The 19,125-nt window shown below is 52.8% G+C and carries 13 protein-coding genes, 1 tRNA gene and 2 rRNA genes; 8 read left to right on the top strand and 8 right to left on the bottom strand.

Going from position 1 to position 19,125, the window contains the following annotated elements:
- Positions 1-198: 198 nt before the first annotated feature.
- The 3 genes from NBZ79_RS16115 (at position 199) to NBZ79_RS16105 (ending at position 3,676) form a co-directional block, all read left to right on the top strand.
- Positions 199-2,945: ribosomal RNA gene (locus NBZ79_RS16115) — 23S ribosomal RNA — on the top strand.
- 196 nt (positions 2,946-3,141) lie between these two features.
- Positions 3,142-3,256 (top strand): 5S ribosomal RNA (gene rrf / locus NBZ79_RS16110).
- Between the two features lie 343 nt (positions 3,257-3,599).
- Positions 3,600-3,676 (top strand) — tRNA-Met (locus tag NBZ79_RS16105).
- A 54-nt stretch (positions 3,677-3,730) separates the two neighbouring features.
- Here NBZ79_RS16105 and NBZ79_RS16100 read toward each other — a convergent pair.
- Entirely contained in the window at positions 3,731-6,358 is a 2,628-nt protein-coding gene (locus NBZ79_RS16100; RefSeq protein WP_251933570.1) for a hypothetical protein, read from the bottom strand.
- 339 nt (positions 6,359-6,697) lie between these two features.
- Positions 6,698-7,087 carry a hypothetical protein gene (locus tag NBZ79_RS16095; protein ID WP_251933569.1) on the bottom strand — a complete coding sequence of 130 codons (390 nt, stop codon included), beginning with the start codon at positions 7,085-7,087 and terminating at the stop codon, positions 6,698-6,700.
- A 211-nt stretch (positions 7,088-7,298) separates the two neighbouring features.
- Between NBZ79_RS16095 and NBZ79_RS16090 the strand changes: the two genes are divergently transcribed.
- Positions 7,299-8,915: an AMP-binding protein gene (locus NBZ79_RS16090; protein ID WP_251933568.1), complete on the top strand. Its 1,617-nt coding sequence runs from the start codon at positions 7,299-7,301 to the stop codon at positions 8,913-8,915.
- 2 nt (positions 8,916-8,917) lie between these two features.
- On the opposite strand, the gene gltS is transcribed toward NBZ79_RS16090, so the two are convergent.
- A complete protein-coding gene (gltS, locus tag NBZ79_RS16085; RefSeq protein WP_251933567.1) occupies positions 8,918-10,126 on the bottom strand; it encodes a sodium/glutamate symporter in 1,209 nt (402 codons plus the stop codon).
- A gap of 345 nt (positions 10,127-10,471) precedes the next feature.
- Between gltS and NBZ79_RS16080 the strand changes: the two genes are divergently transcribed.
- The gene (locus NBZ79_RS16080; protein ID WP_251933566.1) at positions 10,472-11,014 is read left to right on the top strand and encodes a DUF2975 domain-containing protein; all 543 of its coding nucleotides are present in this window, start codon (positions 10,472-10,474) and stop codon (positions 11,012-11,014) included.
- 11 nt (positions 11,015-11,025) lie between these two features.
- A complete protein-coding gene (locus tag NBZ79_RS16075; protein ID WP_251933565.1) occupies positions 11,026-11,235 on the top strand; it encodes a helix-turn-helix domain-containing protein in 210 nt (69 codons plus the stop codon).
- Between the two features lie 46 nt (positions 11,236-11,281).
- On the opposite strand, the gene NBZ79_RS16070 is transcribed toward NBZ79_RS16075, so the two are convergent.
- Genes NBZ79_RS16070 through NBZ79_RS16055 form a run of 4 tightly spaced genes read right to left on the bottom strand, consistent with a single transcriptional unit; the run spans position 11,282 to position 15,245 of the window.
- The gene (locus NBZ79_RS16070) at positions 11,282-12,031 is read right to left on the bottom strand and encodes a proteasome-type protease (RefSeq protein WP_251933564.1); all 750 of its coding nucleotides are present in this window, start codon (positions 12,029-12,031) and stop codon (positions 11,282-11,284) included.
- Positions 12,032-12,059: 28 nt separating this feature from the next.
- Entirely contained in the window at positions 12,060-12,860 is an 801-nt protein-coding gene (locus tag NBZ79_RS16065; RefSeq protein WP_251933563.1) for a transglutaminase family protein, read from the bottom strand.
- Between the two features lie 8 nt (positions 12,861-12,868).
- On the bottom strand, positions 12,869-13,810 hold the full coding sequence (locus tag NBZ79_RS16060) for an alpha-E domain-containing protein (RefSeq protein WP_251933562.1): 942 nt from the start codon (positions 13,808-13,810) through the stop codon (positions 12,869-12,871).
- Positions 13,811-13,817: 7 nt separating this feature from the next.
- A complete protein-coding gene (locus NBZ79_RS16055; RefSeq protein WP_251933561.1) occupies positions 13,818-15,245 on the bottom strand; it encodes a circularly permuted type 2 ATP-grasp protein in 1,428 nt (475 codons plus the stop codon).
- A 282-nt stretch (positions 15,246-15,527) separates the two neighbouring features.
- On the opposite strand from NBZ79_RS16055, the gene NBZ79_RS16050 reads away from it, so the two are divergent.
- Both NBZ79_RS16050 and NBZ79_RS16045 read left to right on the top strand, forming a co-directional pair.
- Positions 15,528-16,418, top strand: coding sequence for a beta-keto acid cleavage family enzyme (locus tag NBZ79_RS16050; RefSeq protein WP_251933560.1), 891 nt, complete (start codon positions 15,528-15,530; stop codon positions 16,416-16,418).
- Positions 16,419-16,431: 13 nt separating this feature from the next.
- Positions 16,432-17,907: a carnitine 3-dehydrogenase gene (locus tag NBZ79_RS16045; protein ID WP_251933559.1), complete on the top strand. Its 1,476-nt coding sequence runs from the start codon at positions 16,432-16,434 to the stop codon at positions 17,905-17,907.
- Here NBZ79_RS16045 and NBZ79_RS16040 read toward each other — a convergent pair.
- Positions 17,897-19,117, bottom strand: a complete 1,221-nt coding sequence (locus tag NBZ79_RS16040; protein WP_251933558.1) for a TauD/TfdA family dioxygenase — start codon at positions 19,115-19,117, stop codon at positions 17,897-17,899. The two genes, NBZ79_RS16045 and NBZ79_RS16040, sit on opposite strands and share 11 nt — an antisense overlap.
- Positions 19,118-19,125 lie beyond the last annotated feature (8 nt).

Below are 19,125 nucleotides of genomic sequence, written 5' to 3'. Positions count from 1 at the left end.
GGAAAGGAAAGCATTGCTTTCCGTCAGATCGCGACTGCGATCCGTCGCTCCTGCGACGAAAGCCTAAGGGACCGGATGGTCCCGCCGGCGGACCTACCTAAGGCTTTATGCCGGTGGTAGATCATAATTGAGGCCAGGCAGATAACAAAGATCAGACTTTGTCTGATTTGACTTCTGTGCATGACAAGAAGTGCTGAGATCAAACGTTTTAAGGGCATTTGGTGGATACCTTGGCGCATAGAGGCGATGAAGGACGTGGCATGCTGCGAAAAGCTTCGGGGAGTTGCAAGCAAACTTTGATCCGAAGATATCCGAATGGGGAAACCCACCCCTTTGGGGGTATCGCGACCTGAATATATAGGGTCGTGAAGCGAACCTGGTGAACTGAAACATCTAAGTAGCCAGAGGAAAGGACATCAACAGAGACTCCGTTAGTAGTGGCGAGCGAACGCGGATCAGGCCAGTGGCCTTATTCAAAAAACCGGAACTGCCTGGAAAGGCGGGCCAGAGTGGGTGATAGCCCCGTACGGGTAAATTTGGATAGGGTCCTCGAGTAGGGCGGAACACGAGAAATTTTGTCTGAACATGGGGGGACCACCCTCCAAGCCTAAGTACTCCTATGCGACCGATAGTGAACAAGTACCGTGAGGGAAAGGTGAAAAGCACCCCGACAAGGGGAGTGAAAGAGACCTTGAAACCGGATGCCTACAATCAGTAGGAGCCCCTTTATGGGGTGACTGCGTACCTTTTGTATAATGGGTCAGCGAGTTAATCTTTGCAGCAAGCTTAAGCCGATAGGTGTAGGCGCAGCGAAAGCGAGTCTTAATAGGGCGATTGAGTTGCAGGGATTAGACCCGAAACCGAGTGATCTAGCCATGAGCAGGTTGAAGGTGCAGTAACATGCACTGGAGGACCGAACCCACCAACGTTGAAAAGTTGGGGGATGACTTGTGGCTAGGGGTGAAAGGCCAATCAAACTCGGAAATAGCTGGTTCTCCGCGAAATCTATTTAGGTAGAGCGTCATGTATCATCATCGGGGGTAGAGCACTGGATGGGCTAGGGGGTCCCAACGACTTACCAAACCTAACCAAACTCCGAATACCGATGAATGCAGCATGGCAGACAGGCAGTGGGTGCTAAGATCCATTGCCGAGAGGGAAACAGCCCAGACCGCCAGCTAAGGTCCCTAAGTTATGGCTAAGTGGGAAAGGATGTGGGAAGGCCAAAACAACCAGGAGGTTGGCTTAGAAGCAGCCACCCTTTAAAGAAAGCGTAATAGCTCACTGGTCTAAATTTAAGCCGGCCTGCGCCGAAGATGTACCGGGGCTAAAGCCATACACCGAAGCTGCGGATCCAGAATTTATTCTGGATGGTAGCGGAGCGTTCTGTAAGCCTGTGAAGGGTATCCGCGAGGGTGCCTGGAGGTATCAGAAGTGAGAATGCTGACATGAGTAGCGAGATGAGTGTGAGAAACACTCACGTCGAAAGTCCAAGGGTTCCTGCGTAAAGCTAATCTGCGCAGGGTGAGTCGGCCCTAAGGCGAGGGCGAAAGCCGTAGTCGATGGGAATCAGGTTAATATTCCTGAACCTGCTGGAAGTGACGAATGGGGTAAATTGTGGGTCCTTATTGGATTGGACCTGCTGTGAACCTGTTCCAGGAAATAGCTCCAGCAATATAGACCGTACCCCAAACCGACACAGGTGGACTGGTAGAGTATACCGAGACGTTTGAGAGAACTATGTTGAAGGAACTCGGCAAAATGACCCCGTAACTTCGGGAGAAGGGGTACCTCTTGATGGGCAACCATTGGGGGGTGGCACAGACTTGGGGCATTGGGGGTGTTTATTAAAAACATAGGACTCTGCGAAGTCGCAAGACGACGTATAGGGTCTGACGCCTGCCCGGTGCTGGAAGGTTAAGAGGAGCGGTGAGAGCTGCGAATCGAAGCCCCAGTAAACGGCGGCCGTAACTATAACGGTCCTAAGGTAGCGAAATTCCTTGTCGGGTAAGTTCCGACCTGCACGAATGGCGTAACGACTTCCCCGCTGTCTCCAACATAGGCTCAGCGAAATTGAACTCTCCGTGAAGATGCGGAGTACCCGCGGTTAGACGGAAAGACCCCGTGCACCTTTACTATAGCTTTGCAGTGGTATCAGGATTTGAATGTGTAGAATAGGTGGGAGCCTTTGAAGCAGTGACGCCAGTTATTGTGGAGGCACCTTTGAAATACCACCCTTTTGACTTTTGATATCTAACCGCGAACCGTTATCCGGTTCCGGGACCCTGCATGGTGGGTAGTTTGACTGGGGCGGTCGCCTCCTAAATCGTAACGGAGGCGCGCGAAGGTTGGCTCAAACTGGTCGGAAATCAGTTGTTGAGTGCAATGGCATAAGCCAGCCTGACTGCGAGACTGACAAGTCGAGCAGAGACGAAAGTCGGTCATAGTGATCCGGTGGTCCCGTGTGGAAGGGCCATCGCTCAACGGATAAAAGGTACGCCGGGGATAACAGGCTGATAATGCCCAAGAGTCCATATCGACGGCATTGTTTGGCACCTCGATGTCGGCTCATCTCATCCTGGGGCTGGAGCAGGTCCCAAGGGTTTGGCTGTTCGCCAATTAAAGAGGTACGTGAGCTGGGTTTAGAACGTCGTGAGACAGTTCGGTCCCTATCTGCCGTGGGTGTAGGATATTTGAGAGGAGCTGCCCCTAGTACGAGAGGACCGGGGTGGACGTACCTCTGGTGGACCTGTTGTCACGCCCGTGGCACTGCAGGGTAGCTAAGTACGGAAGGGATAACCGCTGAAAGCATCTAAGCGGGAAGCCCCCCTCGAAACCAGATATCCCTTGAGAGCCGTGGAAGACCACCACGTTGATAGGCTGGAGGTGGAAGAGTGGTAACACTTGGAGCTGACCAGTACTAATCACTCGATAGAGTTTGATCTCAGTGCTTCACTTTTGACATGCACAGTAGTCAGATTAGATAAATTGTAGTTGGCCTCAATCGCCGGCGCAGGCATCCGCCTGCTCAGGCTTTCGGGCATCCGCCCGGGACGCGGTCGCGTCCTGATCGGAAACCAGCTAAATCACAAAAAACACACACCCCAAATATAGAATGTATTCATATCTGCTTTTTGCCGGCCTGGTGGCTATGGCGGGAGGCCTGCACCCGATCCCATTCCGAACTCGGTCGTGAAAACTCCCAGCGCCGATGGTACTTTGTCTTAAGGCACGGAAGAGTAGGTCGTTGCCAGGCCTGCAAAAAACAGATACCCCTCATCACAATCTCAATTAAAAGCACCCTCTTCGGGTGCTTTTAACATTCTGTCACCCACAGAACGGGAAAACAGAAAAAAACATAATCGCAACCGACCCCAATTTGCTAAAGCAAAACCCGGGCCGGTGAGACGAAATAAACAACGCGACCGGCTTGGCTTTGCTAAAGCAAAACCCGGGCCGGCTGCAATAAAGCAAAGCTTTAGCGCGGGGTGGAGCAGCCCAGGCCGTCGGCGAAAGCCAGAAGCCCACAAACAAACCGGGCACACAACCCGTACCGGATCCGGAATACACAATCCCCGGACCAAAACATAAACACCCAACGCGGGGTGGAGCAGCCCGGTAGCTCGTCAGGCTCATAACCTGAAGGTCGTAGGTTCAAATCCTACCCCCGCAACCAAGCTTCATAAATTCATATGACCTATGTCTGGCGGGAATAGAACGCTGCCTTTCGTTAGCTAAAACCGTCCTGCGATGCGCCCAAGCCAATCAATTGGGCATAGACGCCATCCTCATCTTCCAGAACGCCATTCCAGTTTCCTGCCGTGAAGTTATCGGCAGATAAATCGTCGACTTGTGTATTCTCAAGGACATAGGTGTGGCCGCCATTATTGACGATCTCGATCAGTAAGTCGTTATCGGCTTGTGAAATAGAGACATCATTGGCAGAAAGAGAGCCGAAATCCAGGGTATCTTCTGATGCATCAAAGTCAGCAAGCACATCGATAGCGCTCCATTTCCAGGTCAGATGATGGATTTCCCCGCCGTTGCCCGGTTCAGCAGAATTACCATCCCCATCGGAAGCTCCAGGATCGGGATTTGGAACAGGATCGGGGTCGGGGTCGGTGTTGGTGTCTTCCGGATCTGGTGAGCCGTTGTCTTCATTTTCCGTTGTTAAAACACCCTCTCGGACCTGGAACCCATCTGTCGAGGCGCCTTCAGGGGCTTCAGGTGTCAGTAAAAGCTCGCGCGAAACTAATGCAACGTCATTCTGGCTGAATCCAAAGGGTTCTTCAAGGCGATCTTCCATGACCTGATCGTGATGAAATTCCAGGGTCCCGGGCTGCAGGTCTGCAAGTTCAACGCCCGTGAATGTCATGCTCTGGCCGGAGGGTAGCGTGCTTATGACCATCCCGTCGTCGGTGTCTTCAACCGAAAGCCGCTCTCGGGTTCCAAAATACAGGAAGCTTATTTTCATGGTTGATGGATCAAAACCGTCGACTTGCTCGTGTACACCATATTCATGTGACCGGATATAGACAGTGTCTGAATTGCGCGGACCAACACCCAATTCCCATGACAGCACACCGCCGATATCCTGGCGCAGATGTTCATTGCCAACGATGCCGAAATTTTCCGTTGTGAGATCGCTGAATTGAACCCCTTGCAAAATCTGCATATCCGGACCCCAGGGATTGTCAATGATCAGCTCTCCGCTTGGGCTCTTGTTGGTGATCATGCCATGGACAGAAATGTCTCTAAAATCTACCTGATCAATCTCAACATCAAAATTCAGGATATCATCCGCATTGAAGTCTGCTTTATATCTTATGCCACCACTTTCCGTGTCGCCGGTATGAGATGCGGGATTACTGCCATCACTGTCATAGGTGATATCAAATGCTTCTCCGTCAATTGGCGTGCTGACGGCTTGTCCCAAAACCGTGGCAACTTCATTCAGCGCACTTGAATCAGAAATGGCAAAATTGGCTAATGACAGGTCTGCTATGGAAATATTCTCGGCCACGGTCACGCTGGAAACGATATTATTAGGTCCATAAACAGTCAGAACAACATTTGAGCCATTTGCAGTACTGACCTCTTTGATTTCAAGCAATTCATCCGTGATTCCCGCTTCAATATGAAACATATCCCGGGCTGGATCGAAGTCATCTATCGTCCTGGAAGGAGAGGTCAGGGTTATTTGATGCATGACAGCGGTATCCGGCATCGGATGCTCGTGTTCATTACTGTCCTCGGGCGTATCCGGCTCTTCAGTTTCGTCGGGATTGGTTGCCTCGTCACTTCCATTGCCGACAGAGGCCAGAATTTTTTCAGCGGCTGTGGGGTCCAGAAAAGTGAAATTACTTGCACCAAGATCTGCAATTGCAATGTTGGCAAGGGTGACTGTTTGGTTATTCGAGGGAATTGAAATGACAACATTTCCATTCGCTTCGGCAATTTCTATATGCGCGGCTGTAAACCAGGCAACGAAAATAGTGTCAGTTGCCGGATTGAAATTCTCGAACACAGAATGGGTGCCATAGGCCCAGTCTATGGAAATGTCAGCGTCCTCAGCAGACGTATTGGCGTCACCGTTGGAAGGCCCCCCGGGTGAGCCCGTAGACCCGTCGGGTACGCCTAACCCTTCGTCTCCCGTTTTTCCCGCTTCAAAATTTGCGATAAGCTCGCTGACCGAAGGCGATTCATAGCCGCCAAATTGCTCAATATATTGCAAGATTGAGGTGCCATATTCATCCGAGCTCACAGCGCCGCCCTGAAGAAGGTCCAGAAGGCCATATGCGCCCCGCAAATGGGCAGCGGCCAGGATGCCGGTCATGGATAGTTCGACGCTGACTTCCTGGCCATTTTGGATATAGCTTCCCGTTTGCCCGATAAACTGTTCCAGTGTTTGACCCTGTGCGGCCAGGCCCTCTTGGATAATGCCCAGGTTATGGCCAAACGCATCCTGGATGGCAATATCCTGAACGTCCTGCGTCATAAAATCTTCTAACGAATTGGCGCCGTTCTTACCGGTCCAGACGCCGTCCCAGGTGTTCGAACTGGCACCAGAACCATAGAAAAAATCGTCATCGTAATACCCAAGGTCAATCAAGAGCGCCTCGCCAAACTGAAAGCCGACAAAGCCAAGACTGTTGGTGGAGCGATAGGCCATCATGGTCCATTCATCGTTGGTAAGATCTGACCAGCTGTCATAATTGGGAAAGAAGCTATCGACTGTTCCGCCGGCCCACTGATCCAGTTGAAAACTCTGGATGTTGCCACTGTCAAATCGTTCCCGGTCCCACCCGGATTCGAAGGCGAGTAAAGACGAGAGAAAATCACTAAATGTACCGTTCATGATCGCATATCCCTTTAGAAGTTAGCTTCAAATAATGCGACCATATTTTTCAATATTGATATTTGTGTGGCGAAAATAAGCTAACTAAAAGATTCAAATATTTAACATTATTGTGACAATAAATTGACATAATTAAATAATAGAGATAGTAAATACTACAATTTAAATATTAATATTTCTATATTTGTAATATTGAGTTCATGTTTTAATATTTGTAGTTATAAAGTCGATATTAAAGAGAAAATATATTAGGGTAAGGTGAATCCGATTGACTACATGTGAGGGTCCATCGATCTACTTGCAGTATTTTCAGATCTATGGAAATACCGTCCGAGGGCCTCAATCTATCAGCCCTTTGTTTTTTGCATCTTGCATCTCATTTTTCCAGTTAGTTGCGAATTCCTTTGCAAATTCGTCCTGAGAGTCATTGCTCAGGAAATGCATCAGTTTTGCGTCGATCAGGCCGCTTATTTTGCTGAGCTTGCTTTTGTATGCCGTAATAATTTCCCCGTCGCTGGTATCTGTTTTTCGAGCCTCAAGAAACAGTGCAGCGCCTGCCAATATCAGTGAAAACGCCATAAATACATAAATTGACGTGATCATTCGCGGGCGTGGGCTGTCTTTGCCTTGTTCGGTTCGTAAAAGCAGGAAAGCAAGGACAGCCAGTAAAAAAGCGATGCCGACGAAGCCAAGTTTCAATATTTCCGTGAATTCCAAATTTTCGAACATTACGACCTCCAAAACGATGTGCGGAGCTTTTCAAGCTTTCAGTCCCTACACATAGCATAATAGAAATCTAATGTATTTGGATGGGCGGAATTAATATTCTCGTCACGCCGGGCAATTTTGCCAGTTTTCGACCAATCAGATATTGCCTTCTGCAAACTCACCGGCGACAATCCCCGTAACAAACAAGAAGTAAAATATCGGGAGTTACCAGATGTATGAATTTCAATTGTCTCAATCCTATATTCCAGCTCAGGAAGATGCTGTTGTTCTGGAAACAACCGTTGGCGGCGTGTTGCGTGAGACGGCAAGTCGGACGCCAGAGGCGGAAGCATTGGTTGAAGTTAATATGGAGGGGCAGACAGCCCGGCGGTGGACATACCGGGAATTGCTGGCGGAAAGTGAGCGTCTCGCCCAGGCACTTGCCACCCGGTTCAAGCCCGGCGAGCATATAACGGTTTGGGCACCAAATATCCCCGAATGGGTCGTGATGGAATATGCCTGCGCCCTGGCAGGGCTTGTTCTGGTGACGGCGAACCCGGCCTATCAGGCCAAAGAACTGGAATATGTGCTCAGGCAATCGGCTTCCGTCGCGCTGTTCTCCGTCAAGAGTTATCGCGGCAATCCCATGGCGGATATCGCGCTGCAGGCAACAGAGAACCTTCCTGACATACGCGAAATGGTCGATATGGAGGACCCGGCGGCGCTGTTTCACATGGCCGCAGAGGCGGTTCCCTTGCCCGACGTCAAACCAAGCGATGCCGCCCAAATTCAATATACCTCCGGCACCACGGGCTTTCCCAAGGGCGCGGTGCTGTCCCACCGGGGGCTGACAAATAATGCCCGCTATTTCAACCTTCGGACCCGCACGGACCAGCAAGCGAGCTGGCTGAACTTCATGCCGATGTTTCATACCAGCGGCTGCGCCGTGATAACCCTTGGTGCCGTCCAGGCGGGGTGTCGCATGCTGATCGTCAAGGTTTTTGACCCGATCGCGGTTCTGGATCTTATCGAACAGGAAAAGATCACCGCCCTGCTTGGGGTGCCGACGATGCTGGTCGGCATGCTGGAAGCGTTGCAGAGCCATAAACGGGATATGTCGTCCCTGACCATGGCCATTTCCGGCGGATCCATGGTGGCGCCGGAGCTTGTCCGCAATGTTTGCGACGCTTTCGGCTGCGAGTTCGAGACGGTGTATGGGCAGACGGAAACCTATCCGCTTATCAGTCAGCATCACCATAATGACACGATTGAGGATATCTGCACCACCGTTGGCCAGCCCATGCCGCAAACGGAAACGTCAATCCGCAGTGTGGATGATAACTCCGTCGTCGCAATTGATACCGTCGGGGAAATTTGTGTGCGCGGCTATTGCACGATGATCGGGTATCACGCCAATGAAGCCGCGACATCAGAAACTATCGATGCCGAGGGCTGGCTGCATACGGGAGACCTGGGGGCCATGGACAGCCGCGGATATCTTCGTATCACGGGGCGCGTCAAGGAAATGATCATTCGCGGCGGCGAGAACCTGTTCCCGGCGGAAATAGAAAATATCCTGCTGGAACACCCGTCGGTGGCGGAAGTCGCCATTGTTGGTATCCCCGATCCCAAATGGGGCGAAATTGTTGCCTGTTTCGTGCGGCCCGAGCCGGGGGCTGAGGCGGATCATCTGGACTTGCGCCGCCATTGCCGGGAGCATATGTCGCCGCAAAAAACGCCGGCAACATGGTGTTTCGTCAAGGAGTTCCCGCTCACCGGGTCGGGCAAGATCCAGAAATTCGTCCTGCGCGACCGGTATGTCGCCGGCGACTATGACGCCCTCAACTGAGCCTATTGCATAAAGGGAAAGCTGAGAAATGTCTTGATGACAAAGGCATTGGCGATATCCAGGAAGAACGCCCCGACCAGCGGAATGATCAGGAAAGCCTTGGTGGACGGGCCATATTTGCTGGTCACCGCGTTCATGTTGGCGATGCCCACCGGGGTTGCGCCCATGCCAAGGCCGGCAAACCCCGCTGCCATGACGCTGGCATCATAGTCTTTGCCGGCGAGCCGGAAGACGATCAGGACCGTGAACAGGCTGATCACCGCCATTTGCGCGAATATCACAATCAGAATGGTGCTGAAGGCACCAGCCAAAATCCATAGCTGCATGCTCATCAGGCTCATGGAAAGAAACAGCTGCAGGCTGATTTCCTCTGTTTTCTGCCGGGCCACCGGATTCAGACGAATGTTCAGGGCATCGGTCGAATTCGTGATGACGATCCCAACGGCCATTGCTGTTAGAAAACCGGGAAGCTCCAGTCCTTTTTCGGACAGGAAAATATTCACCAGATCTCCCGCTTGAACACAGATGGCGATTGCCATGGCCATGCCGAGGGTGGAGGAGATTGACGGGGAAGCCTGCGCGGTGCCGGCAATTGGCTGTTTCCTGTCTGCATCCTGTCCTTCAGCAGTTTCCCCCGTTCCTTGCAGATTATGGCGGCGAATAAGCCATTCGGCAATCGGTCCCCCCATAATGCCACCGGCGATCAATCCGAAAGTGGCGAAGGCAATACCCAGTTCCTGAGCCCCCTGCATTCCCTCTGTCAGGCTTGATTGTCCCCAGGCAATTGCCGTGCCATATCCCCCGGCCAGGGAAATGCTGCCGGCAAACAGCCCGTAAGCGGGAGGTGCCCCGAAGACATACGCCATCATGACACCGGTCGAGTTCTGCAAGATGAGAAGGCCGAAAGCCGCAATGACAAGGAGCAGCAGCGGTTTGCCGCCAGAGATCAATGTCCTGAATTTTGCTGACAGCCCGATGGTGGAGAAGAACACAAGCAACAACAGGTCTCGTAAGGCCAGATCAAATTCCACGGTCACACCGGCGGCATAGAAAAGAAGTGCTGTCAGAGCACTGCAGAGCAAGCCACCGGTAACCGAAACGGGAATATTATAGCGCGAAAGCAGGGGAACATGCCGATTGACGGCGGTGCCCAAAAACCAGACCGTAACGGCAATGGTGATAACGCTGGCACCTTCAATAAATATTGTCATTGGTCCTCATGGTCGCCTCATGGCCGGGGCAAAATAGACTGCGCCAATTCCCCAGCATCCCCTTTCTCGAAGGTCACTACGGGCTGTGAGAAAAGGCTGGTTTCAAAACCTGTCCGCGCCCCATGAAAATCAGGTTGCAAAAAAAGCCATCGGCAGCGATCTGCGATCCGATGACGGTGCAGAATATCAAAAACTGGCAGTCTGATAAACCTGTAAATCGGGGGCCATCGTCGATATTCAGGTAATTATCCTTATTTTATTATCGTAAAACGATAATAATTTATTGCATAACGATAAAAAATATCCTATGTACCGAGGCAAGCCAGACATAGGAGAGGTGTCGTAATGCAGAATTTTTCGAAAATAAAAACATTGAGTAACTGGATTTACTGGATTCTATCCCTTTGCATTGTGATTATCCCTGTTTACTACCTGTCATTTTGGTTTCTCATAAACAATACGGATTTTCCGTTAGACGCCATCACCACAGGCGCGACGCCGATTGAGCCCCGAACCCTTCCAACAGAAATACTGGCGGCGGGATATCTTTCGAGCATATTTCCGTTGACGGTTCTGGTTTTCGTCCTTCTGAGTTTGAGGAAAATTTTCCAGCTATATAAAAAAGGGATCGTTTTTTCGCTTGAGCATGTGGCCCTGTTCAAGAAAACCGCAAAGCTGCTCGTTTTTTGGGTGCTCGTATCGATCGCCTATGAATCCGTAAAAAGTGTTCTTTTCTCTTTGGAAAACCCTCCCGGAGAAAAAGTTTTAAGTATTGGCTTTGGCTCAGATGAAGTAACAGTGATACTTGTCGCTGCTTTTGTCTATGTCATCGCATGGGTAATGGACGAGGGCCGGGCCTTGGCGGAAGAAAACGAAATGACCATATAATCGAGCGCATAATGGCAATAAAAATCAATCTCGACCTTATGCTGATAAAAAGACAAATGAAGTCAAATGAACTGGCCAGGCTGGTTGGTATTACCGAACAGAATCTATCAATTCTAAAACGCGGAAAGGCAAAAGCCATCAGGGTTAGTACGCTGGAAGCAATTTGCCGGCATTTGCAATGTCAGCCCGGGGATATTCTCGAATATACAGATGACGATTAAGGTGGCGGACAGTTTCTTCATTCCGGCCGGTCACGTGCAAGGCCGGCTACTCTTTTGCGCCGCTCTCAAAGGTAAATTCGGGCAGCGACAGGAATGCCTGTTTCAAGGCATCTCCCCAGCCTGTGGAAATCAGGTTGTAATAGTCGTCATCGGCATCGATCCGATGGCTCTGCAGGATCTCAAGATCATCGGTCTGATATACCTGTAAATCCAGCGGCAGCCCGACAGACATATTGGCTTTCAGGGTGGAATCAAACGATACCAGCATCAATTTGGTGGCATCTTCGAAACTCATCTCGCTATCGAATACCCGAACCAGGATAGGCCGGCCATATTTGGTTTCACCGATCTGGAAAAAAGGCGTCTCATCGGAGGCTTCGACGAAATTGCCTTCCGGGTAAATCATAAACAGGCGGGGCGGGGCCCCCTTGATCTGTCCCCCCAGAATGATGGTGGCGTTAAAGGCGGAATCGGCCGTCTCCCCGACGCCCGCATTGGTCTGGATTTCTTCTCTTATGGTTTCGCCAACCAGCCGGGCCACCTGAAACATGGAGGGCGCCTCGAAAATCGAGGGGTTGCGCTCGGACGGGGCCTTGGTCCGCTCGTCAAGGATACTGACAATTGCCTGGGTGGTGGCCAGATTACCGGCAGTCATCATGGTAATGACCCGATCGCCGGGTTTGGACCAGCTATGCATTTTCTTGAATGTCGATATATTGTCGATGCCGGCATTGGTGCGGGTATCTGACATAAAGACGAGCCCCTTTTTCAGGAGCAATCCGATACAATAGGTCATGGATTTTGGGTATTCTTTCTTGCCAGCCTTATTGTTGTACTTGCAGTGACACACTCATGGTTTCTTCGCTGCTGCCCATCCGCATCCCGGAAATCGGTGCGGCTTCCTTGTAATCCAGTCCGGTTGCAACCCTGATATAGCGTTCGTCCGGCGAGATACAGTTTGATACATCAAAACCGATCCAGCCGATACCGGAAATATGCGCTTCCGCCCAGGCATGGGTTGCATCCTGGTCAATCCGGTCATCCATCATCAGATAGCCGCTGACATAGCGGGCGGGGAATCCCATCAACCGGGCCGCCGACAGAAAAATATGGGAATGATCCTGACAGACGCCATGACCAGCCATCAGGGCATCCTCTGCCGTGGTTTGAGAATGCGTCAGCCCGGTTTCATAGGAAACCTGGGCTGAAATCAGGCTGGACAGTGAATGCAGCCGGGCGACATCGCTCTCAAAATCGGCTCCCAGCTGCTTGACCAGGGCTTTGATATTTTTGCCCGCTTCCGTCAATGATGTTGTGCGATTGAAAAACCATAACGGGGCGTAGCCGCCATGCTTGCCGATAATGCCGTCGGCATTGGTGGTTTCAACGTCCCCCTCACAGCGAATGGAAATTTCCGTGCAGTCCGGATCGACACTGACCAGAAGCACATGATTGTTATGCTGGTCCTCGAATTCCACTTCTTTCCTGCCGCCCTCGATAATCGTTTCCCAAGCGTGAATGGATTGTCCCGCCCGGGTTTTTGGCGTGAGCCGAACCTGCTGCAACCCATATTGCAACGGTGTGTCATATTGATACCGGGTGCAGTGGGATATTTTCAAACGCATGGGCTCTCTCATCCTGTGAAGCGGTAGTCTTCTTCGATCTGCGCCGCCAGTGCAATATTGTCCCGAATGAAGTCGGTTATAAACTCATGCAGGCCCATCTCGAATATGGATTCAATCGTGCAATTGCGAAGCCGGTCCATGATGGCATCGGCCTGATCGTGACAGGCGTGCCGGACACCGTAATCTTCCTGTAAATACTCGAGATTGTCCGTGACCTTGGCATAACAAAACCCAAGTGATCGGGGCAAGGACCGATCCAGTATCATAAATTCGGCAATGCCCTTGGGCTTGATCTCGCCTTGATGCATCCAGCGGAACGCCCGCTGTGCGGAAGCCGAGCGCAAAATGGTTTCCCACTGAACATTATCGATGGACGATCCGACAAAGGCGGCGGAGGGCAGCAGGACGTAATATTTTACATCCAGTATCCGGGCCGTATTGTCCGCCCGTTCCAGAAAAGTCCCGAGACGGGCGAAGTCATATATGTCGTTGCGCAGCATGGTGCCATGCAGGGCGCCGCGCACCAGGGCGCTTTGCTGCCGTACCGTTCCCAGGATATCCGGGAGTTCCCGGGTGTTGATCGGCGGTGCCAGCAGTGCCTTCAAGGTCATCCAGCATTCGTTTGTCGCTTCCCAGACTTCCCGGGTAAGGGCAGTGCGTACCAGTCGCGCGTTGTTGCGGGCCTCTTCAATGACCGACATCACGCTGGACGGGTTGCTGCGATCGCGCAGCAGGAAATCCAGTACCTGCTGCGCTTTAAACTGGTCATATTTTTCCAGATATAATTGCTTGGAACCCGCCGTCGAGACGACGGATTCCCATTCACTCTCGGCGGCGCTGGATCGGGTCAGGGCGATGCGAAATCCGGCATCGATCAAACGGGATGTGTTTTCGCTCCGTTCGAGATATCGGAACATCCAAAAAACACCGCCTGCAGTTTTACCCAGCATACCGTCGTTATTCCTCCAAAACCCAGGTGTCCTTGGTCCCGCCGCCCTGACTGGAGTTAACCACCAGGGATCCTTCTTTCAAGGCAACCCGGGTCAACCCGCCGGGGGTAATATCTATCCGCTGCGGAGAGACCATGACAAAGGGGCGCAGATCCACATGGCGCGGCGCCAGGCCCTTCTTGGTCAGGATCGGAACCGTTGATAAAGACAAGGTTGGCTGCGCAATGTAATTGCCGGGATTTGTTTTCAGCTTTTTCGTAAAAGCCGCCAGTTCCCGCTTGCTTGCGGCCGGGCCGACCAGCATGCCATAGCCGCCCGAGCCATGGACTTCCTTGACCACCAGCTCTTCCAGATTATCGAGGACATAGGACAGGGCCTCGGCCTCGGCGCAGCGCCAGGTCGGCACATTTTTAAGGATCGCTTTTTCACCGGTATAAAACTCGACGATTTCCGGAATATAGGAGTAAATCGCCTTGTCGTCGGCGATGCCGGTGCCCGGCGCATTGGCGATTGTAATGCCGCCGGCGCGATAGACATCCATGATCCCCGGCACCCCCAGCTGCGATGCCGGATTGAAATTCATCGGGTCCAGATACTCATCATCGACCCGGCGATACAGAACATCAATGGGGGCGTAGCCGCGGGTTGTCCGCATGGCGATGCGGCCATCGACGACGCGCAGGTCATGGCCTTCCACCAGCTCGGCGCCCATTTGGTCAGCAAGAAAGGAATGCTCGAAATAGGCGGAGTTATGAATGCCGGGCGTCAGCACCGCGAGGACCGGCGCGCCGGAACAGGCGGGCGGCACGCAGGCGGTCAGGGAGCGGCGCAGGTTTTTCGGATAATCGCTGACCCCCTTGATCTTGATCTGGGCAAAAAGCTCGGGAAACATATGCAGCATGGTTTCGCGGTTTTCCAGCATATAGGAAACGCCCGACGGGGTCCGGGCGTTATCTTCGAGAACATAGAAATCATTCTCTCCTGTGCGGACAATATCGGTGCCGACAATATGGGTAAAAACATTGCCCGGCGGCGACACCCCGATCATCTGCGGCAAGAACGCCTCGTTATTGCGGATCAATTCCGCCGGGACCCGGCCGGATCGCAGAATTTCCTGGCGGTGGTAGATATCATGCAAAAACGCATTGATCGCCTGCACCCTTTGTTCGATCCCGCGGGACAGGCGCGCCCATTCCCGGGCGTTGATTATTCTGGGAATAATATCAAAGGGGATCAGCCGTTCGGCTGCCTCCTCACGGCCATAGACATTGAAGGTGATACCGGTGCGCCGGAAAAAAGCTTCTGATTCCAGCGATTTCTTGCGCAACCGTGCTGCATCTTCCTGTTCGATCCACCCTTGATATTCATCATAGGGTTCGCGAACCTGATTGTCGGTGCCAAACATTTCATCAAAGATTGAATGATCTGAAGCCATGCCTAATACAGTATAGAGTTTGGGCTTGGTGGCAACCGTATTTTCTGCCGGCCCTCTTCCGGGGCTAACCAGATGTATGCGCCATCAACACATTATAAATTTTCATGGGTTGGCCTTTTTATATCAATTTCATTCATGTATCCGGGCGGAGGGGCGTCGTCGCCTCCCACAGGGAGGACATTCGTATTTTGTCTTTTTGGATCAAGAAACCGCTTTTTCAGGACAAGTTCAATTTTTCCGTCCGGGCTATACTGAAAGTTCAAATACTTCGGAGGCAAGCCAATGAACTGGGATGTTTTTATAACCTGCGCCGTGACCGGGTCCGGCGATAGTGCGGGGAAAAGTGATAAAGTGCCGGTGACCCCGCAAGAAATTGCCGACGCCGCGATTGAAGCCGCGAAAGAAGGGGCGGCCATTGCCCATATCCATGTGAGGGACCCAAACACCGGTGCCGCGTCCCGGGATCCTGAGTTATATAAGCAGGTGGTTGACCGCATTCGCAATCACGACACGGACATCATCATAAACCTGACCGCCGGTATGGGCGGCGATGTGATCTTCGGCGGCGTGGAAAATCCATTACCGCTCAACCCGGTCGGCACGGATATGGTCGGTGCCACAGAGCGGATGGAGCATGTGCGCGATTTGCTGCCGGAAATCTGTACGCTGGATTGCGGGACCATGAATTTTTCCGAAGGCGACTATGTGATGACAAACACGCCGGGAATTTTACGGGAAATGGCGCGGCAGATGACGGCCCTCGGTGTGCGTCCGGAAATCGAGATTTTTGACACCGGGCATCTGGTCATGGCCAAACAGCTTGTGACGGAAGGCCTGATCGAGGATCCGGTCATGGTCCAGCTTTGCATGGGAATTCCGTACGGAGCACCCAATGATCCGTTAAGCCTTTTGGCCATGACCCGCAATATTCCCGACAGCTGGACCTATTCCGCCTTTTCCATCGGACGCATGCAATTGCCCTATGTGGCCATGGCGGCACTGGCAGGCGGCAATGTCCGGGTCGGGCTGGAAGATAATCTATATCTGGGTAAAGGCGAACTGGCCAGCAACGGAGATCTGGTCGCCCGCGCCCATCAAATCCTGACAGCCATGGGCGCCCGTATTCTGGGCCCCGAAGAGGTTCGCAAAAAATTGCAACTGACCAAGCGCTAGGGGAGCCAAATACATGCAGAGCCTATCAAAAGTCGCGATTATTGGCGGCGGCGTTATCGGCGGCGGATGGGTCGCGCGGTTTTTGCTCAACGGGATCGATGTGGCCCTATACGACCCGGCACCCGACGCCCTTGCCAAGGTCACGGGACTGATTGAAAATGCCGAGCGGGCCTATGACGAGCTGCTGGGTGTCAACCGGCCGTTGACGGGAAACCTGAGCCTTGCCGCGGATATTGAAAGTGCCGTTCGGGGTGCCGATTTTATCCAGGAAAGCGCCCCTGAAAACCTGAGCCTCAAACGATCGATCCTGGCGGAGATTGACCGTTTCGCCCCGCATCAAACTTTGATCTGTTCCTCCACCTCCGGGTTGCGGCCAACGGAGCTACAGAAGGGCCTTAGCCACCCCGATCGCTTTATGGTCGGCCATCCGTTTAACCCGGTGTACCTGCTGCCGCTGGTGGAAATTTGCGGGGGTGAGCAGACCTCGGCAGACAGCAAGTCGCGGGCCGCGGAAATATACCAGAGCCTTGGGATGAAGCCCTTGGTGCTGGCTAAGGAAATCGACGCCTTTATCGCCGACCGCCTGTTGGAGGCCTATTGGCGTGAAGCCTTGTGGCTGGTCAAAGACGGCATTGCTACCGTTGAGGAAATCGATGATGCCATTCGCTATGGGGCGGGACTGCGCTGGGCCATGATGGGCACCTTTCAGGTGTATCGCATCGCCGGCGGTGAGGCGGGCATGCAGCATTTCCTTTCCCAGTTCGGTCCGTCGTTGAAATGGCCCTGGACAAAATTGATGGAGGTGCCGGAGCTGGATGGGGATTTTATCAAGCTGATTGCCCGGCAATCCGATGACCAGGCCGGTGAGCTGTCGATCAAGGAGCTGGAACAAATTCGCGATACCGGGCTGGTGGGTATTCTCAAGGTCCTGCAGAAAATGGACTGGGGCGCGGGGCAGGTTCTGGGCGACTATGAAGCCATGCTCAAAGCCGCCAAACCGGCATCCGAGCTGGATCTTCGAAAACCGTTGCCGCTGTTCCAGACCAACATAAAATCAGACTGGATTGATTATAATGGCCATATGACCGAGCATCGGTATCTGCAATTATTTGGGGAAACCACGGATGCGCTCCTGACATATATCGGGATGGATGCGGCCTATCTCGCGACGGGACAATCGGTTTACACGCTTGAAACCCATCTGCGTCACCTGAAGGAGGTGGCGCAAGGGGAGCGGGTTTCCGTGACAACGCAGCTTTTAGGTCTGGATAGCAAGCGGGTCAGACTTTTACATGTCATGACCCTGGACAGAAATGAAGAGGTGCTGGCCACCACCGAGCAGATGCTGATGCATGTGGATACAAAAGCCGGAAGGGGCAGCGACTTCAGTGCCGGGCTTGCCGCCTCTTTATCGCAGATTTGGACGGCTCATCAGAACCTGCAGGTGCCGGATTTCACCGGGAGCGGTATTCGCGCCCTTACCGGGTAACCTGTCCCGCGCCAAGCTTCGCCCGTTCCAGCATCCTGAGGCGGGAGCCCAGTTCATCCCGGTCCAGATAGCATCCTTCCAGATAGCGGTGGCCGGTATTGGGGAAAAATTCTGTCCGCGCGTGCAGCGCACGGCGATTATCGAACGCGACCATGTCGCCCGGTGCCATTTTAAACTGAACCCGCATGCGGTCCTCGTTTAAAAGCCGCATCAGATAATGTTTCGCCTCAAGCGCCGCTTTTACGTCCTCGCGAGGGAGATGGGTGAAGGGTGCCGTCAGAAAGGTATTTATCCGCGAAGAGAGGGGGTTGCCATTGGAATCAAGCTCGATAAGCGGTCCGCGGGCCCGGTAGTCACAATCCATGGCGCGATTCTGGAAACAGTAATCGACGGTTGTCACCAGCCGATAGACCTCCGGGGCCTCTTCTTTCAGGATTTTCGCCGCATGAAAGGCATCAGCAAAGCGGCTTTCGCCGCCGTCCGCACCATTTTCGATGCAATGCAGAAACTGCAAGCCGGGAGGCGTTTCGCGGGTTGGCAAATCCATATGCAGCGGTAATTCAACGGAGAGGTAGGCGTTGGAATCCGCATCGGGTTTTGAGACAACCTCGAATACCGTGCCGAAATTTGAACTGCGGATCGTCCCGATGCGGGCGGCCAGATGTGCCACACTGCCCCGCTCCAGCGGTACATTCCGAAGCCGGGTCAATCCGTATGTATCCAGTGCCACCAGCCAGTCATACAGGGTTTCATCTTCCTGAAGGACATCGAGGGCATCAAATTCCGGGACGGAAAACTGGCTGTCCCAGGTCGGCAGCTGAACGCCGCGTTCCGCGCGGGCCCAGTCATCATAACAATTCGCCCGCAGCCAGCCCGGATGATAGCGGCTGGCATGGTCTTGATCCGACCAGGTCACCAAAAGATATCCAGTGTCGTCCAACCGACAGTCCGTCGCATAAATATCCACGGGGATATCCGTGATATCAATCAGGGTTTCGCGGGTGATTTCACTGTGGCAAATGGTGCAGGGGCATTGTTCCCGGAGCCAAAGAGCGAGAAAATGACTGCTCTTCCCGTCATCCCAGTCGATGACAATATCGCCCTCCAGAAGGCGGGTGCCGTGTATCCGGGCCGTGACCGGCCAAATACCCATATCCGGTATTTCAAGCCTTGACGCGGTTTGCTCAGCAAATTGAGGTGCGGAATTCATGGCAAGAC

The organism is Sneathiella marina (assembly GCF_023746535.1).
Lineage (GTDB): Bacteria > Pseudomonadota > Alphaproteobacteria > Sneathiellales > Sneathiellaceae > Sneathiella > Sneathiella marina.
This window is presented reverse-complemented; position numbering and strand designations above follow the sequence as displayed.

What these genes read in the sequence shown, in the direction of transcription:
- NBZ79_RS16050 (WP_251933560.1), top strand. Translation starts at nt 15,528, where the DNA reads ATGAACTGGGATGTTTTTATAACCTGCGCCGTGACCGGGTCCGGCGAT.
- NBZ79_RS16070 (WP_251933564.1), bottom strand. Translation starts at nt 12,031, where the DNA reads ATGACCTATTGTATCGGATTGCTCCTGAAAAAGGGGCTCGTCTTTATG.
- NBZ79_RS16095 (WP_251933569.1), bottom strand. Translation starts at nt 7,087, where the DNA reads ATGTTCGAAAATTTGGAATTCACGGAAATATTGAAACTTGGCTTCGTC.
- NBZ79_RS16090 (WP_251933568.1), top strand. Translation starts at nt 7,299, where the DNA reads ATGTATGAATTTCAATTGTCTCAATCCTATATTCCAGCTCAGGAAGAT.
- NBZ79_RS16075 (WP_251933565.1), top strand. Translation starts at nt 11,026, where the DNA reads ATGGCAATAAAAATCAATCTCGACCTTATGCTGATAAAAAGACAAATG.
- NBZ79_RS16065 (WP_251933563.1), bottom strand. Translation starts at nt 12,860, where the DNA reads ATGCGTTTGAAAATATCCCACTGCACCCGGTATCAATATGACACACCG.
- NBZ79_RS16045 (WP_251933559.1), top strand. Translation starts at nt 16,432, where the DNA reads ATGCAGAGCCTATCAAAAGTCGCGATTATTGGCGGCGGCGTTATCGGC.
- NBZ79_RS16100 (WP_251933570.1), bottom strand. Translation starts at nt 6,358, where the DNA reads ATGAACGGTACATTTAGTGATTTTCTCTCGTCTTTACTCGCCTTCGAA.
- NBZ79_RS16040 (WP_251933558.1), bottom strand. Translation starts at nt 19,117, where the DNA reads ATGAATTCCGCACCTCAATTTGCTGAGCAAACCGCGTCAAGGCTTGAA.
- NBZ79_RS16060 (WP_251933562.1), bottom strand. Translation starts at nt 13,810, where the DNA reads ATGCTGGGTAAAACTGCAGGCGGTGTTTTTTGGATGTTCCGATATCTC.
- NBZ79_RS16080 (WP_251933566.1), top strand. Translation starts at nt 10,472, where the DNA reads ATGCAGAATTTTTCGAAAATAAAAACATTGAGTAACTGGATTTACTGG.
- gltS (WP_251933567.1), bottom strand. Translation starts at nt 10,126, where the DNA reads ATGACAATATTTATTGAAGGTGCCAGCGTTATCACCATTGCCGTTACG.
- NBZ79_RS16055 (WP_251933561.1), bottom strand. Translation starts at nt 15,245, where the DNA reads ATGGCTTCAGATCATTCAATCTTTGATGAAATGTTTGGCACCGACAAT.